Consider the following 15,892-nt stretch of genomic DNA (forward strand, 5'->3'; position numbering starts at 1 on the left):
ACTTCTGTTGTACAGTCCACCGGATTGTGCCATTAGGTTAAGGGTAGCTGCAAGGTGGGGAAATCTAAATCTTAATGTACCGTTAACATTAACGGTCTGCTTTGATTCTGAAAACTCCCTGTTTTTGGCCCTAGAAGTTCGACGGTGCTCTCAATTCAGAGCTGTCGGATTACATGGAGCCAAACCTATTGTTGTCTGAAATGCGTTCTTGTTTGGGACGAATGTATTTCGCGTAGGACGGACACCTTGTGGTGACGGCGCTGGCACAAAAGGCGAAAGATGTGCTGACGACCGGCAAGTAGAGAGTACGGACGCGAGGCGAGATATGGCGAACACCCCGAAGGCGAAAGCTCCATCGGAAGTGGCTCTGTCAGCGGTAGAAGAAGCCCTTCAGGCGGATTTTGGCGCTCCACAAGAGTCTATTTTATCCAGTGAACAGGAAAGCACCACTGCGGAAACCCCGCAAATGTCTGCTAGCCCTGCAACGGAGTCTGTAACAACAGCTCCTTCCTCTGATAAAAAACTGGCTCAGCTTGTAGAAGAAAACCAAGCAACGAGACAGGTTCGCAAACGTGGCCGTGGTGGCCGCCCGCCCACAGCAAGTAACGATGACCGCCAATCCATTGGCTCGCTGATGTTTGCTCTGCAGCGCAAGCCGTCTGCAGCTCCGTTCTGGTTCGCATTTGCAGTCTCCGTTGTCTGGGCCAGCCTAGGCTTGGCAATGTCTTGGGGCTCATTCGCTGCTCAGCTTGAAAAATCATCCTCCTTCTCAGGCGTATTTGAAAACCCAACACTGGTTCTCATCTCCGTCTTTATTGTTGTTCCAATCGCATTTGTCTGGGTTATGGCTCTCCTGTTCTGGCGAGCACAGGAAATGCGCAACGTCGCACGGGGCATGACCGAAGTTGCTCTTCGTCTTGCTGAGCCTGAAGATGTTGCAAAAGAAAGTATCCTGAACGTTGGTCAGGCAATCCGCCGCGAAGCTGCCGCCATGGGTGACGGTATTGAACGCGCGATTGCACGTGCCAGCGAGCTGGAAGTTCTCATTCATAAGGAAGTCTCTTCTCTTGAGAACTCCTATAATGACAATGAACTGAAAATTCGCCGTTTGGTGGAAGAGCTTGTCAGCCAGCGTGAAGCCATTCAGGCAAACGCAGAGCTGGTCCGTGAAACCATCTCCGGCTCCCACGAAAATCTTGCATCACAGCTCGCGAACACATCAGAGGAATTCGCCTCCTCTGTTGATCGTGCCCGGGAACGCCTAACCGGTTCGATCGACGCTACGCTTGAGCAGATGACAAGCAAGATCGAAAATCGCGTCACAGAAGCAACCGACAGCTTCACTGAAGCTGGTAGCGAAATGGTCTCCTCGCTGACCGTTCGCTCCGATGATTATGTCGAGCGCCTCACCTCTACCGGTTCTGAGCTGGTTGAAACACTCTCAGACACAGGCTCCAAGCTCTCTGAAACACTTCACGAGCGCGGATCTTCCATCAATGAAGAGTTCTCCTCTACTGCAAACTCATTCATTGATAACCTGACCGAGCGTGGCACAGACCTCAACACCCGTCTTTCTGAAACCTCAGAAGCACTCGTTGACAATCTGGCGAGCCGCAGCGATGAAATCACCGCTTCCTTGTCCTCCACCGGAACTGAAATTGTTGAGGGTCTTTCCTCTCGCGGCAATGAAATCAGCGACCTGTTGGCCGAACGTGGCGACGCTCTGAATGCAACACTCGGTGCTGCTGGCGCAGAACTGTCTACAACCATCACAGACCAGACAGAAGCCATGAAGGGCGTTCTGCAGGCTCAGGGTACTGAACTGACTGCGTCTATTGAAGAGACAGTCTCATCTGTAACCGCACAGTTTGTTGGGGCAAGCTCTGAGCTGACACAAACTCTGGTAACCACATCCGGTGATGTTGTTGGCCAGATCAGCGCAGCAAACACAGAACTGAACTCCACACTGACCAACGGTCTTTCTGAGTTTACATCCAGCGTTTCGCAAACCAGCTCCGAGCTGGCACAGACATTGGTGATCACCACATCAACCGTCACCGAACAACTGACCGAAGCGAATGCGTCCCTCACAGACACGCTCAACGTTTCTGTTCAGTCCATCAGTTCTGCGGCAGAAGGTGCAAGCTCGCAGATTGGTGCTGTTCTTACAAACGGTGTTACAGAGTTGAGCACAAGCGTCACAAGCGCAAGCTCCGAACTCTCGCAAGCTCTGGCAACAACAACCTCCACTGTGACCGATCAGATCAACAGTGCAAACGACACCCTGACAGAAACAATGAACCTTGGCGTTGTTTCCATTAATCAGAGCGTCGAAACAGCAGGTTCTGAGCTGACAACGACACTTCTCACCGCTTCCAGCGAAGTTACCGAGAAGATCACCACAGCAAACGACAACTTGACTGAGACCCTGAAGGGCGGCATCGATACCATCACCCGTACAGTTGATGGCGTCAGCGGCGAACTCTCCCAGTCTCTGGACAGCGGCGTCGAACTTCTGTCCCAAACAGTCAGCAACACAACCTCTGTCATGGCAGAGACAATGGAAAGCGGCGTAACCAATCTCAACGAGAGTGTTTACGGTGTATCCGCACAGCTGACAGAAACACTGGACACCAGCGCATCCAACTTCACAGCATCTGTGTCTGGCGCAACCGCCAACATCACAGAAGCTCTGGAAGACGGTGTTTCCAGTCTCAGCACCACTGTTTCTGGTGCAAAAGAGCATATCTCCGAGGCTTTGGAAGGCGGCGTTGTCACACTCAGCGAAACCGTCAATGCTGCAGGTTCCCAGATCTCCACGATCATGGACAGCGGTGTGGGCAGCCTGACCGACTCGGTCAAAACTGCAGACACAATCATTTCCGAAACGCTGAACACAGGCGTCGGCAGCCTCAACGAGACTGTCAATGCAGCAAGCTCCCAGATCTCCACGATCATGGACAGCGGTGTGGGCAGCCTGACCGACTCGGTCAAAACTACAAGTACAATCATTTCTGAAACACTGGGCACTGGCGTTGACAATCTCAATGAGACCGTCAATTCCGCAAGCGCACAAATCTCAACGCTTATGGAAACCGGTGTTGGCAGCTTGAACGAGACCGTGAACACGGCCAATACTCAGCTGACAGATACGCTGAACCTGACAGTTACAACAGTTTCCGATCAGTTCGGCAGCGCAAACGCACAGCTGCATGAAACGCTCGAAACCTCTATCTCTGGCATCACCAATCACTTCACCTCCGCAAGCACACGTCTTTCCGACGAGATCCTTACCCGCGGTGAAGAAATCAACGCCAACCTGTCTCTTACAAGTGGCCGCCTGATCGACACGATCACAGGCCGCACCGAAGAAATGATGGGTGTTGTTGATGAGCGTGTGACCAATCTGGACACTGCCCTGCGTTCAACCGGCGAACAGGCAGCAGAAGGCATTGCAAACCGTGGTCGCGAGATCAACGAAGCAATCGCCGTTCAGTGCACCGACTTCATCGACACTCTGTCCCATCGCTCCACCGAGGTTTCCGAAGTGTTGCGCGGCGCTGGTGAAAGCATCATTGCGGATCTGTCTCTGCGTGGTGGTGACATCGCAACCCGTCTGGATGACACGGCAAACACACTCGGCACCACCATCACTGTCAGCGGCGGCGAGCTGGCTGACCGTCTTGGCAACGTCAGCACTCAGATCTATGAGAGCATCACCATCAACGGTGCAGAGCTTGACCAACGTCTGGCAGAGCGCGGCGCAGAAGTTGCTGACACCATCAGCAAACAGACATCCGCCTTCAAGACCGCTCTTGAAAGCACAACAACTGACATCACCGGCGCACTTGGCCTGCGCACTGAGGAACTGGCTGACAAACTGGCTGACACCGGTACACAGCTGGCATACCTCATCGGCTCTCGTGGTGAGCGCGTAACAGCTGATCTGACCGAAATCGGCGATCGCATTACCGAAACCCTCGACATCCGTGGCCGCGCTTTGAACGATGGTCTAGCCAGCAAACTGGCAGAACTGGAACAGGTTGTTACCGAAAGCGGTTCCGATCTTGTTCAGTCTCTCGATTTGCGCAGTCAGAACATCGGCGAATCCTTCGACAACCGCATCGAGACACTCGACGCGAAACTCGAAGAACGCACCAACACCTTTGAGCAGAGCTTCGATACACGCGCAGCAGCCCTCACCGAGACCATCGAAAGCCGCACCACCAAGCTGGCAGACGCGGTCGAACAGGGCACTGGCATCATCGCAAGCACTCTGGAAGAGAAAACCCAATCCATCTCCAGGATCCTCGAAGATCGTACCGACATCATTGCGGTCAATCTCTCCGAGCGAGTGGAACAGGTTGGTGTCTCTCTCTCCAATCGTGCAGAGAAGATCGGCGAAATCCTCGCTCAGCGTTCCGAAGCTATCGAAGAGACAATCTCTACAAGCCTGTCCACCTTCGATCAGGCAGTCGGCGACAAGGTTGAAGCAGCTGCAACTGTCATCTCTGACCGTGCAGAACACCTTGCAGACTCTCTGTCCACCGGCACAGAGCGCATCGATCAGGCTCTGGACGCACGCGCCAAGCAGATCTCTGAAACTCTGGTCAGCCGTACCCGCGAGATTGCCAAGGCATTCCACGACGGCCAGACCGAGATCAACGAAGCTCTCGACAGTCGTCTGGAAGAAGCTGGCAGCATCATCGTTCAGCAGTCCAAGAACCTCACCGACGCTCTGTCCGAGCAGGTCGCAGAGATCAACGTTTCTCTTGGCTCCAAAGTGTTCGAAGTTGCAGAAACACTCGACACCCGCTCCAAAGCTCTCGAAACGATCCTCAACGATCGCCTCGAAGCAATCTCCTCCACCATGGGAGACGAGAGCGAGAAGGCAGCAACCACGCTTACAAGCGCAATGGCAGAGGCAACCTCTTCCCTTGGCTCCGAAAGCACCCGTGTTCGCGACCTTATCCTCGAAGTCGTTGGTCAGGCATCCGATCGTCTTGCTCAGGAACGTGACCTCACAACCGAGAAGGTTGTCAGCAGCGTAGAGCAGCTGTCCGGCACACTGAGCAAAGAAGGCGAGCGTCTGCAAGAAATCGTTTCCAACTCCATCGGCGAAGCTCGCAACTCTCTGGAAGGCGAAGGCGAGAAAGTAGCAGCAGCTGTTTCCGATGCCATGGCAACCGTACGCGGTACGCTCACCAAGGAAGGCGACGAAGTCGCACAGCGCGTTCTCAGCACCGTGGCTCAGGCAGCAAATGCTCTGGCCGTGGAAAGCGAAAACGCCCGCGCCATGTACACCGCAACCCTGGCTGAAATGTCTGGTGCCCTCACCGGCGAAAGCGACAAGGTTCGTGGTGATCTGTCCCAGACTATCGAGCTGGTAACTGGCCGCCTCTCCGCAGAAAGCGAACGCTCCAAGACAATCCTCGCAGAATCTGCAGAAGACGTCCGCAAGCTTCTGGCTGGCGAAACCGACGAAGTTCGTGCTCGCGTCTTCACCACCATCGAAGAAGCAGCAGGCACCTTGTCTACCCGCGTCAAGTCCGTGGCCGACGAGCTGCTGGTTAAAGCCGAGAACCTCAACGATGCCTTCGGCAGTCGCTCTGCTGAGCTTTCAGAGATCATCGGCAAGGACGGCAGCGAGTTGATCACTGCCATCGAAAACCGTGCTCATGACCTCACCACACGCGTCAACGAAGTCCAGAACGCAATTCTGGATGCAGTGGCAGTGAAGGGCCGTGAAGTCTCTGACCGCTTTGCACAGAACGGTCTGCAGGCAACACGCGATCTCGTTGAAGCTGGCGACAAGATCGTGACTGCAATCGATGAGCGCAGCAACATCGCAACAACCCGTCTGGACGACAGCCGTGAGCGTATGCAGGCCGACATGAACGTCTTGCTTAACGCAGTCTCCACAAAGGGTCAGGAAGTTGCAGAGACCGTCACCCGTCAGGGTGCAGTCGCAACCGATGCTCTGACACAAACCATCGATGGCATCGGCAACACCATCGAAGATCGCACCCGGATGGCTGTGAACGTGATGACAGGTACCAAAGAGCGTCTGGAAACAGATGTCTCCGAAATCCTGACACGCCTCAACGCATCCAACGGAAGCCTTCGTCAGATCCTTGCATCCGCAAGCGAGAACCTGTCTGAAGTTGAAACCAACCTCGCAAACCGCGCAGGTGAGTTCAGAACCGCGATCGACCGTGCAGTTACCGAGACTGAAGCAGCAAACGCCACCATCGAGAACCAGGTCGGCCAGCTCCGCAACACAACACATACCGTGCTTGCAGACGCTGCGAAGATCGCGGGCCGCATGGAAGACCAGAACCAGCTTCTCGGTCAGGCCATCGCGGATCTGGAAGCAACCAACACCCATGTTGACAGTCGCTTCACAGATCGCCGCATGGCAATCGAAATGGTTGCAGACACGCTGATCAAGAAAACATCTGATGTTGAAGTGCTCATGGCGAACTACACCAACACCCTTGGTGACACGCTTGAAGTTGCTGACGACAAGGCTCGCGAAGTTTCTGGCATGCTCCGTGCTGCTGCAGAAGCTGCGACCAAGTCTGTGACTGAGCAGTTCGAAAGCATGCGCATGACCGCTGGTATGGAAGGTCAGAAGGCACGTGATGCAGTTAAAGCTGCCCACGATGATATCCTTCATGACATGAAGTCCACCGTCACTGAAGCATCCGAGCGCTTTACCGATGCAACATCTCGCATGCGTGAAGTTGCCCGTTCAGTGCACCATGAGCTGGAAGCAACCCGCTCTGAACTGAATGCAGGTATTCTGGCTCTACCGGATGAAGCAGAAGCGTCTACCTCTGCACTGCGTCGTATCGTGAGCGAACAGGTGAAGGCACTGGAGGAACTCTCCACCATCGTGTCCCGCCAGTCCTCTCAGTTCGATGTGTCCACGCCAGCAGAACCAGCCCGCGCAGTCAACGCTGCTCCGGCAGCCGTGGCAGCGACCAGCCAATACGCAGCAGCTGAAGCACCAACACTGCAGCAAGTTGCAGCCACCGGAGCAAAGCCTGCCCGTATGGCCCCAAGCCCTCGCCGCATGGAAGCACCAGCTCCACGCGCAAAGCGTCCGCAACCAGCGCCAGCAGCTGCACCGCAGGGAAACGGCACATCCAAGGGCTGGATCAGCGACCTGCTCCGCCGCGCTTCAGACGATGAAGACACAATGGGCGGACATCCGCGTGACACAGCAAACGCACGCACCCCGCAGCACATGGTTGAATCCCTCAACTCCCTGAGCATGGACATTGCTCGTGCAGTTGATCATGAAACCTTTGTGGATCTGTGGGAGCGTTACAAGCGTGGCGAACGTGATGTCTTCACCCGTCGCCTGTACACCCTGCAAGGTCAGCAGACCTTCGACGAGATCCGCCAGAAATATGGCCGCGATCCTGAGTTCCGCAGCGCAGTTGAGCGTTACATTCAGGACTTCGAGCAACTTCTGTCCCAGGTCTCCAGAAGCGACAGCGACAATCAGCTCGGTCAGACCTACCTGACCTCTGATACCGGCAAGGTCTACACCATGCTTGCTCACGCAAGTGGCCGCTTCGACTAAGCGCGACAAACAATCAAACTCAAAAAGGCTCCTGAAATTTTCAGGAGCCTTTTTTGATAGGCCGACACAATAACACCGGTCTCCGTACTCGCTGCCCTTGTCTCCTGCCCCTCATACCTCTCAGATCCTATGGTCTCCGACCCTAAAACTCTCTCAATCGCATCCTACAACTCGGGGATGTTTGATCCTCAGAGGAAGCGATAGGGTGTGCTTCACAAGAGCAAAGGCGGATAAGAGCGATGCAGGCAACGTGGCGGCGAAATTCCTTAAAAAGCGCATTGGAACACATCCACTCAACAATGCAGCTGAAGTTCGGGTTCCGGTTGTGGGATGGCACACATGTTCCCGCCAATCCGCCTCCAGCAATCATTGCAATCAATGATCCCGGTGTGATCTCGGCCCTTTTGCGACGCCCCAGGATTGAGACACTCGTTGATGCATGGGTACAAAAGCGGGTCGATATCGAAGGGGTAAACCTCTTTGAGATGGCAGAATTGCGCCCACCCGGAAAAGCAAGCAAGCTCGCCAAAAACCTAAACCACCTCCTACTCGCAAAAGCAGTCTTGCCCTTTCTGTTCGCTCCCTCAAAACGCCGTGTTAGCTCAGAGGTAAAAGGAGAAGGTGCCCGTGATGGCAGCGAGACCTCAAACAAACGCAATATCGCCCACCACTATGATGTCTCAAATGAGTTCTACGCGTTATTCCTTGATGAACAAATGCTCTACACCTGCGCCTATTTCACGAAGGCCGAAAACACACTGGATCAGGCACAGCGCGACAAGCTGGATATGATCTGTCGGAAGTTGCGGTTGGAACCGGGAGACCGCCTGTTGGACATCGGGTGTGGTTGGGGCGCTCTCATTTGCCATGCAGCAGAACACTACGGCGTCACTGCCAAAGGCGTGACACTCTCTGAGCAGCAAGTCTTGCTGGGCCGCAAAACCATTGCCGAACGAGGCTTGGAAGACCGTGTCTCAATCGAACTGCAGGACTTCTCCAAGCTCTCTGGCACTTTCACGAAAATCTCGTCCATCGGCATGTTTGAGCATGTTGGCCTTGCCAATCATGAAGGATACTTCCAAGCAGTGAAGCGTCTGCTGGAGCCACGCGGGATCTACCTGCACCATGCCATTACAAGACCGGGCAAGCGCACAGAGAAGAAATTCAGGAAAAAGCCTGCCGAATACAAAGCACTGATCCGCTACATCTTTCCTGGTGGAGAGCTCGACCACATCGGCATGAGCCTCCGCAACCTTGAGGCCACAGGCTTTGAAGTGCACGATGTGGAAGGCTGGCGGGAACATTACGCTTACACCACCTCCCACTGGGCAACACGGCTTATGTCACGCAAGGAGGAGGCGATCGCTCTGGTGGGAGAAGAAACCTTCAGAATGTGGGCGCTGTATCTGGCAGGAGTCTCACTGGCATTTGAACGCGGTTCCGCACAAATATTCCAGACCGTCGCAACCCGAAAAACAAAAAGCTTCTCCGGGATGCCTCTGACACGAGCCTCCCTGTACAAACGAGAGAATGAGACCTGCTAGCGATCAGATGCCCTATGAACTCGTCAGAAGCGGTTGCGGCAATCAGCTCACCAGAACAAACGCAATAGCCCACATGACAACAGCGATGACACCATCAAGAACTCGCCAGGAGGTGGGATTTGCAAATATTGGCCGCAGCAAACGGGCGCCATATCCCAGGGAGAAGAAGAACACGAAGGACGCCACGACAGCACCCATACCAAAAATGTATTCAGCACCTTCATGGCGACTGGCAACAGACCCAACAAGCAGCACTGTATCCAGATAGACATGAGGGTTCAAAAACGTAAGCGACAACACCACAACAAGTGTACCAACAATCCCTGCAGTTTTGTCCTCATCCGGACTGAGGGCCGCCCCTCCTCTGATTGCGGACAAAGCGCTGCGAGCACCGTAAAGAGTTAGGAAACCAGCCCCGCCATACCGTAGAAATGGCTCTAACTCGGGAATTGTCGCAGATATTGCCGCGAGGCTGGATATTCCAACCGTAATCAGAAAGGCATCACTAACAGCACATGTGATGCAGGTCAGGAAAACATGCTCTCCTCGCAAGCCCTGCCTCAGCACAAAAGCGTTTTGTGAGCCAATTGCGAAGATCAAACTAAGACCAAGAGAAAAGCCGGAAAAGGCAACTGATAAGACTGACATTGGGTTTCCTAAGAGGAAAATTGAGAACTCATTGCCAACTTGACTACCTCGCCCTTCATCATTAGTAAAATTCAAATACCTTCTTCTACATTAGAGATTCTAATGGATTTTGACCGAGCACAACTGGCCGCATTCGCATCAATCCTCACCACTGGTACATTTGAGAGAGCAGCACAACACCTCGGCATCACGCAATCCGCAGTATCTCAGCGCCTGAAGGCCCTTGAAGAGAAGCTTGGTTGCGTCCTCATAATACGAGGTACACCATGTGTCACCACCACTCAGGGAGAAGTGCTGCTTCGACACGCCAACGAAGTTGCTTTGCTGGAGAAACAGGTCAAAGAGGAAATTGGCTTTTCGAGCGAGACCAGCAACCTGACCAGCCTCCAGATAGCAGTCAACGCAGACAGCCTTGCCACGTGGTTCATAGATGCACTCGCACAGGTGGACGGCTTTCTGTTCGACCTGAAAATCGATGACCAGAACCACAGTGCAGACTGGCTGCGACGCGGGGAAGTTCAGGCCGCTGTCAGCGCGGAACCGACTCCTATACGCGGATGCGATTGCTTTCCATTGGCCGCCCTGCGTTACCGTGCAACCGCAAGCCCGGCATTCGTAAAGCGATGGTTTCCGGACGGCGTAACCCTTGAGGCACTAAAGCTCACCCCAGCACTCACTTACAACGTCAAAGACACGCTGCAGACAGAGTGGTTACGCTCGGTTTTTGGTGAAAGCATTTTCCCAAACACCCATTGGCTCCCAAGCCCTCAGGCATTTATCGACGCCACAGTCAATCACATCGGTTGGGGCATGAACCCAAGCATTCTGGTCGACCCACTCATTGAGCAAGGGAAGCTGGTTGAGCTGATCCCGGACACGCCATACGACACAAAACTTTTCTGGCATACAAGCCGGGCAACAGCCCACACAATAGCTCCCCTCACAACAGCCATACGCCAGGCAGCAAGATCAGCACTGGCAGACTAAGGCCAGATGTGAGTAGCCTGAACAAGCATCTCTGTTTTCCAGAGCACGATACATACGCCTTGGTACAAATTGTTAAATTGACCCAGAAATCAACATCATAGTAGTTCTCCTTACCTGCGCCAGTGTATCGGGCACACCTCCGCATCGAACTGAGCAGCTCCTTCTCATCGGGCAACGCAAGGAATGCTGACATGAACTACCCAAACATCGCAATTCTCGGGGCCGGAACAATCGGCATGAGTTGGACAGCGCTGTTTGCAGCCACGGGTCGGCAAGTCACAGTTTATGATCCCTCACCGGAAACAGAAGATCGGGTGACCGCTCTGGTAAAAAATGCTGCAGAAACGCTTGCTACACTTGGATGGCAACATGCCGGTGACATATCAAAATTACGGTTTACAAACGACCCTGTGGCAGCAGTATCAGACGCCGACTTCATTCAGGAGAGCGTGCCGGAGCGGCTGGAGATCAAACACGGGCTCTACCAGCAGATCGAACCACACCTGAAACCAGAAGTCATCATTGGCAGCTCAACCTCCGGTTTGAAACTCTCTGAGATGCAGGCAGGATTTAACAACCCAGGCCGTTTCATCTTGGCCCATCCGTTCAATCCACCACATCTCATCCCATTGGTAGAGTTGATGGACAACGAGAAAACGGATACTGGCGTGCTCCAATCGGCAAAAGACTTTTACGAAAGCATCGGTAAAGTCTGCGTACGCCTCAACAAAGAAGTTCCCGGGCACATTGCAAACCGGCTACAGGCAGCAATCTGGCGCGAGACCATTCATCTTGCGATGGAAGGTGTCGCCAGCGTCGAGGATATAGACAAAGCCGTTACTTATGGCCCCGGCCTCCGTTGGGCCGCTATGGGTCCAAACACACTCTTGCATCTGGGCGGCGGTGAAGGTGGCATCCGTTCGTTCTGTGATCACCTCGGCGGTCCTTTCCAAAGCTGGTGGGACGATCTAGGCGCCCCAAGGATCACACCAGAGGTGGTGGATACACTCGAAGACGGCGTGAAAGCCTCATTGGAAAACACATCCATGCAGGAACTGGCAAAGCGCCGAGATGATCTTGTTCTGCAATTTGTTTTGTCGGGGCAAACCAAGAAAGAGAAAAGCCCGGCCTAAACCAAGCTGACACCCAGCCCACCAAGCGCTGGTCCTATGTTCTTTTCCAACCCGTCCCTACCATGAGCACATGCACAACAAAGGAGAGTGTCATGTGCTCATCAACGGGTTCCGCAAAACCAACAGTTCTGATCGAGAATGACCGCGTAAAAGTCACCGAATGGCGGTTCAAACAACGTGGAGATAACACGGGCTGGCATCGCCATGCCTACGACTACATCGTAGTCCCGCTCTTTGATGGCGCTCTGGAAATCAATTTAGGCAATGGGGAAACAATGGAAGCCGCTATGCAAAACGGTGTTCCATACTTCAAAGAGATTGGCGTAGAGCACGACGTCATCAACGCCAACAACTTCGAATGCGCATTCGTCGAAATTGAACTCCTTGAAGCCCGTCGATAAACACCGGATTTGAACCCGCCTACTTCACCGCCCCTGCGACCTCGATCGCAGCCGGTGCAACAGCAGCAACCTGTCGTTTGCCTGCATCCTGCTGGCTGTTCAGTGCAGCGCGTTTGGCAGCAGCCTTTGCGCGGGGGATGCGGCCAACAGTATTGATAGACCAGCTGGTGATCTGGGCGAGCACATTGTCTGAGGCAGCATTAAGTGCCGGAATTGCATCAGTGACTGTATCTCCGGTTGTCGGCACACTCGCCGCAAACACACGCATGCCGATGGAGCGGCCATCCCGGTCATCCACGATACGTGCAGCCACTTCCACATAAGCTTTGTCACCACCATCTACCTGCAGCTCAAAAGCCCGCAGAGTGGTTTGCAGTTGGTAGTCGATCAACAACCCCTGCCCCGGTTGCGAAACCCCTCGCAGCTTGCCGGTGTTCTCCAGCGTCTCAACGAGCTTCGCCTGAAAGACGCGCGGCAGTGTGTCTGTCCATGCCACCTTCGGGAAGTAGGAGTAAATTGGGCCACCGCCCTGTGTCACAGCAATATTGCTCGTATCCAATGCCTGAAGAGCAACTGGTGTCGCCACAAGCATTTGATAATCAGAGGCACGGACTTTAACAGGAACATCGCGCGGCGCAGTCAAACCATACAGAGCTTCAGGACCACTTGCCCCACACCCTGCAAGACCACCCAGCAGAACGGCACCAACAACGATTTTTTTAAGTGTCGAACCGAACACGCCGAGCTCCAGCCTACTGCCATTAGCCACTCGCACGTTTTCGAGTCGCTTATCTACATTTTTGTCAAACATTTCAAAAAACTCAACGCCGCTGCGCACCATTAAAGACAGGTGTGTCCGATCCGCCGAAAATCACACGATTTGGGTTACGGTCAAAATTGCTCACAGCACGCCGAATTTCAATAAGTGTCTGGTTTAACTGCTGCATTGCTGCAGTAAAGTCCTGTCCGCCTTGCTGACTCAGTTTCAACAGGGCAGCAGAGATTGGCTCCGCCCGCAAGGCAAACGCATCTGCAACCTTGCGGATGGAGGCCGCAGCCTCAGTCGCTTCCTTGATAAAGCCCTGCCCATCAGCTGAAACCATACCGTTTACTTTTTCCAAAATCGTGTTCACACGAACGGAGGCGGCATTCAGATTGGTTGCAATGCTCTTCGCCTGATCAATCACTTTGTCGACGTCCGGCACCTTCTTCTTCAGTTCCATGGTCATGTCATTGACGGACTTTGCAGCATTCTGGATTTCATCAATTGCTTTAGCAAGATCAGGCGTCTTCTCAGCAAGAGTAGTCGCCACCTTGTCAGCCGAAGCAACAATATTGGAGACTTTCGCAGGGTCGATGGCTTCCACAATACCGTTGGTGTTGGAGATCAGAGAGTTCGCATTGTCCATGGTTTCGCTCAGCTGATCAGAGGCAGCGCTCAGGTTCGTTCCAACTTCACGGGCCGAAACGATCACACTGTCGATCTCCTTATTGCGACTGGCAATGGTATTGCTCACTTCACGAATATTCGCCGTGGCAGCACCTGCATCATCAATAACTTTTGCGATCACTTGATTTTTGTCAGAAAGCGTTTTGGTCACCGTCTCAACCGAGGTCACGATATTACCGACCTGCTCTGACTTCACCATACTCAGGATACGGTTTGCATTCTTCGTGGTCAGCACAATCTCGTTGGAGGCCGTCTCAGCATTCTTCACGATACGGTCGATGGCGTCTTTATTCTTGGTCAGTTCAACAGTCAGCTGCCGCGCGTTTTCAGCAACAACGGAAGCAGAGGAAAGCATGGTGTTGATATCGCCGCGACGCTCAGTCAGCACACCACCAAGATCAGACGCACCTTTCAAAATGCGCTCAACCTCTTCAGGCTTAACGGCTCCAATCACAGCTTCAATCTGATCAAGTTCATCGGAAAGCTCTGTCGTAAAGTTCACCAGCTGATCAGAGGCCAGCTTGCCGTTGGCAATGATGTCACCAACACCATCTGCTGAGGCAGACAGTTTCTTGGTCATGGCCTCAACATTGGTGACGATCTCGCCCAGTTTGTCCGGAGGGACATTCGCCAGCAGGTCTTCACCGCGATCAACCAGTTTGCCAATCCGGCCCGAGAGCCCCGTCAGCGCTTTACTTGTCTCAGTTACACCAGCAAGAAAATCATCAACACCCTTGGCATTGTTTGCCAGCGCTTGGGTAAAGACCTCTACGTTCTTTATGGTCTTTTCCACTTCAGGCCGCGCAGTCATCACCAGCTCATCAATATGCGCCAGCGTGGAATCCGCCTTACGCATGATGTCTTTGGCACCTTCCAGCAAATCCTCAAACTGAGACCTGCGCGCATACATAACCGGAACAGTATCAGCTGCTTTGGAGAACAACGCCGGACTGTCAGAGGATCCGCCGGACAGATCCACATAAGCCACGCCCGTCAGCCCGGTAAACCCAAGAGACGCAACGGTGTCACGACGCAACGGAGCATTGGCATCAACGCGCACAATCGCAACAACAAGCTTAGGGTTTTCAGGGTCGTATGTCAGCGCACTCACATCACCGATCTTGATGCCGTTAAACAGCACCTGACCACCAATCGGCAGACCCGTGACTGCACCGGGGAAAATGATTTTGATATCACGCCGGCTTGAGCGGTCACCCGCACTCAGCAGCCAGAACGTAAACAGGAAGGCAATGCCAACAACAGTTAGAACGAATGCACCAATAGCGATATTATTTGCGCGGGTTTCCATGCATCCTCCTCACACCCGTTTGAGGGCACGTGCCCCACGGAAATAGGACTTAACCCAAGGGTGCTCCACCTGCATCATTTCCTCAATGGTTCCTTCAACCAGAACCCTGCGTTCGCCCAAAACGGCAATACGATCACAAATACTATGCAGACTATCCAGATCATGGGTCACCATGTAAACCGTAAGCCCCAGAGTTTCTTTCAGTTTTACAATAAGATCATCAAAATCAGCCGCCCCGATCGGATCAAGACCGGAAGTGGGCTCATCTAGGAACAATAAGTCAGGGTCCAGCGACAAGGACCGCGCCAGCGCAGCCCTTTTGATCATACCGCCAGAAAGCTCGGAGGGCAGCTTATCAGCCGCATCCAATGGCAGGCCGACCATCTCAATCTTCAGCAAAGCCAGCTCATCCCGCAATCGCGGCGACAGCTTCAGGTGCTCACGCATCGGCACCTGAATATTCTGCTTCACAGTGAGAGAGGAGAACAATGCTCCCTGCTGAAACAACACCCCCCAGCGCTGCTCTATCTCACGGCGCATGGCATCTGTTGCTTCGTCAAAATCCTGCCCGAATACCTCAATGGAACCGGACCGTCGCGGCGTCAGTCCCAGCACAGCACGCATGAGCACGGACTTGCCCATACCAGACGCGCCAACAAAACCAAGCACTTCACCGCGGTAAACGTCCATGTTCAGGTTCTCAAGAACCAGTTTGTTTCCAAAGCCGACAGTAACATCGCGCACCCGAAGCAAAATCTCCCGATCATCAACCGCACGATGACCTGAGCCCAATCCGTTCACCGGCCCTGATTGTCCTTGTCCCATA

9 protein-coding genes are annotated in these 15,892 nt (G+C 53.6%); 5 read left to right on the top strand and 4 right to left on the bottom strand.

Translation table 11 applies throughout. The annotated features are described in order from the left end of the window. Positions 1 to 325: 325 nt before the first annotated feature. Positions 326 to 7,594 carry a hypothetical protein gene (locus PsAD13_RS21350; RefSeq protein ID WP_063319398.1) on the top strand — a complete coding sequence of 2,423 codons (7,269 nt, stop codon included), beginning with the start codon at positions 326 to 328 and terminating at the stop codon, positions 7,592 to 7,594. Positions 7,595 to 7,833: 239 nt separating this feature from the next. Continuing rightward, entirely contained in the window at positions 7,834 to 9,138 is a 1,305-nt protein-coding gene (locus PsAD13_RS21355) for a cyclopropane-fatty-acyl-phospholipid synthase family protein (RefSeq protein WP_063319399.1), read from the top strand. Positions 9,139 to 9,180: 42 nt separating this feature from the next. Here PsAD13_RS21355 and PsAD13_RS21360 read toward each other — a convergent pair whose 3' ends face one another. Beyond that, the gene (locus PsAD13_RS21360; RefSeq protein ID WP_063319400.1) at positions 9,181 to 9,786 is read right to left on the bottom strand and encodes a LysE/ArgO family amino acid transporter; all 606 of its coding nucleotides are present in this window, start codon (positions 9,784 to 9,786) and stop codon (positions 9,181 to 9,183) included. 102 nt (positions 9,787 to 9,888) lie between these two features. On the opposite strand from PsAD13_RS21360, the gene PsAD13_RS21365 reads away from it, so the two are divergent. From PsAD13_RS21365 to PsAD13_RS21375, 3 genes are all read left to right on the top strand, one after another. Further along, positions 9,889 to 10,773, top strand: a complete 885-nt coding sequence (locus PsAD13_RS21365) for a LysR family transcriptional regulator ArgP (protein WP_063319401.1) — start codon at positions 9,889 to 9,891, stop codon at positions 10,771 to 10,773. A 191-nt stretch (positions 10,774 to 10,964) separates the two neighbouring features. Continuing rightward, complete coding sequence (locus tag PsAD13_RS21370) at positions 10,965 to 11,906, top strand: 3-hydroxyacyl-CoA dehydrogenase NAD-binding domain-containing protein (RefSeq protein WP_063319402.1); 942 nt, start codon at positions 10,965 to 10,967, stop codon at positions 11,904 to 11,906. A gap of 92 nt (positions 11,907 to 11,998) precedes the next feature. Then, positions 11,999 to 12,307, top strand: coding sequence for a cupin domain-containing protein (locus PsAD13_RS21375; protein ID WP_063319403.1), 309 nt, complete (start codon positions 11,999 to 12,001; stop codon positions 12,305 to 12,307). A 19-nt stretch (positions 12,308 to 12,326) separates the two neighbouring features. Here the strand turns inward: PsAD13_RS21375 and PsAD13_RS21380 are convergent, their stop codons facing one another. The 3 genes from PsAD13_RS21380 to PsAD13_RS21390 are packed head-to-tail and all read right to left on the bottom strand — an operon-like array spanning position 12,327 to position 15,891. Further along, entirely contained in the window at positions 12,327 to 13,118 is a 792-nt protein-coding gene (locus tag PsAD13_RS21380) for an ABC-type transport auxiliary lipoprotein family protein (RefSeq protein ID WP_208986851.1), read from the bottom strand. Between the two features lie 10 nt (positions 13,119 to 13,128). Continuing rightward, entirely contained in the window at positions 13,129 to 15,066 is a 1,938-nt protein-coding gene (locus PsAD13_RS21385; RefSeq protein ID WP_063319405.1) for an MlaD family protein, read from the bottom strand. 9 nt (positions 15,067 to 15,075) lie between these two features. Further along, positions 15,076 to 15,891 (bottom strand): ABC transporter ATP-binding protein, encoded by an 816-nt coding sequence (locus PsAD13_RS21390; protein ID WP_063319406.1) that lies wholly within the window; start codon positions 15,889 to 15,891, stop codon positions 15,076 to 15,078. Position 15,892 lies beyond the last annotated feature (1 nt).

It is taken from the genome of Pseudovibrio sp. Ad13, from assembly GCF_001623225.1.
Taxonomy (GTDB): Bacteria; Pseudomonadota; Alphaproteobacteria; order Rhizobiales; family Stappiaceae; genus Pseudovibrio.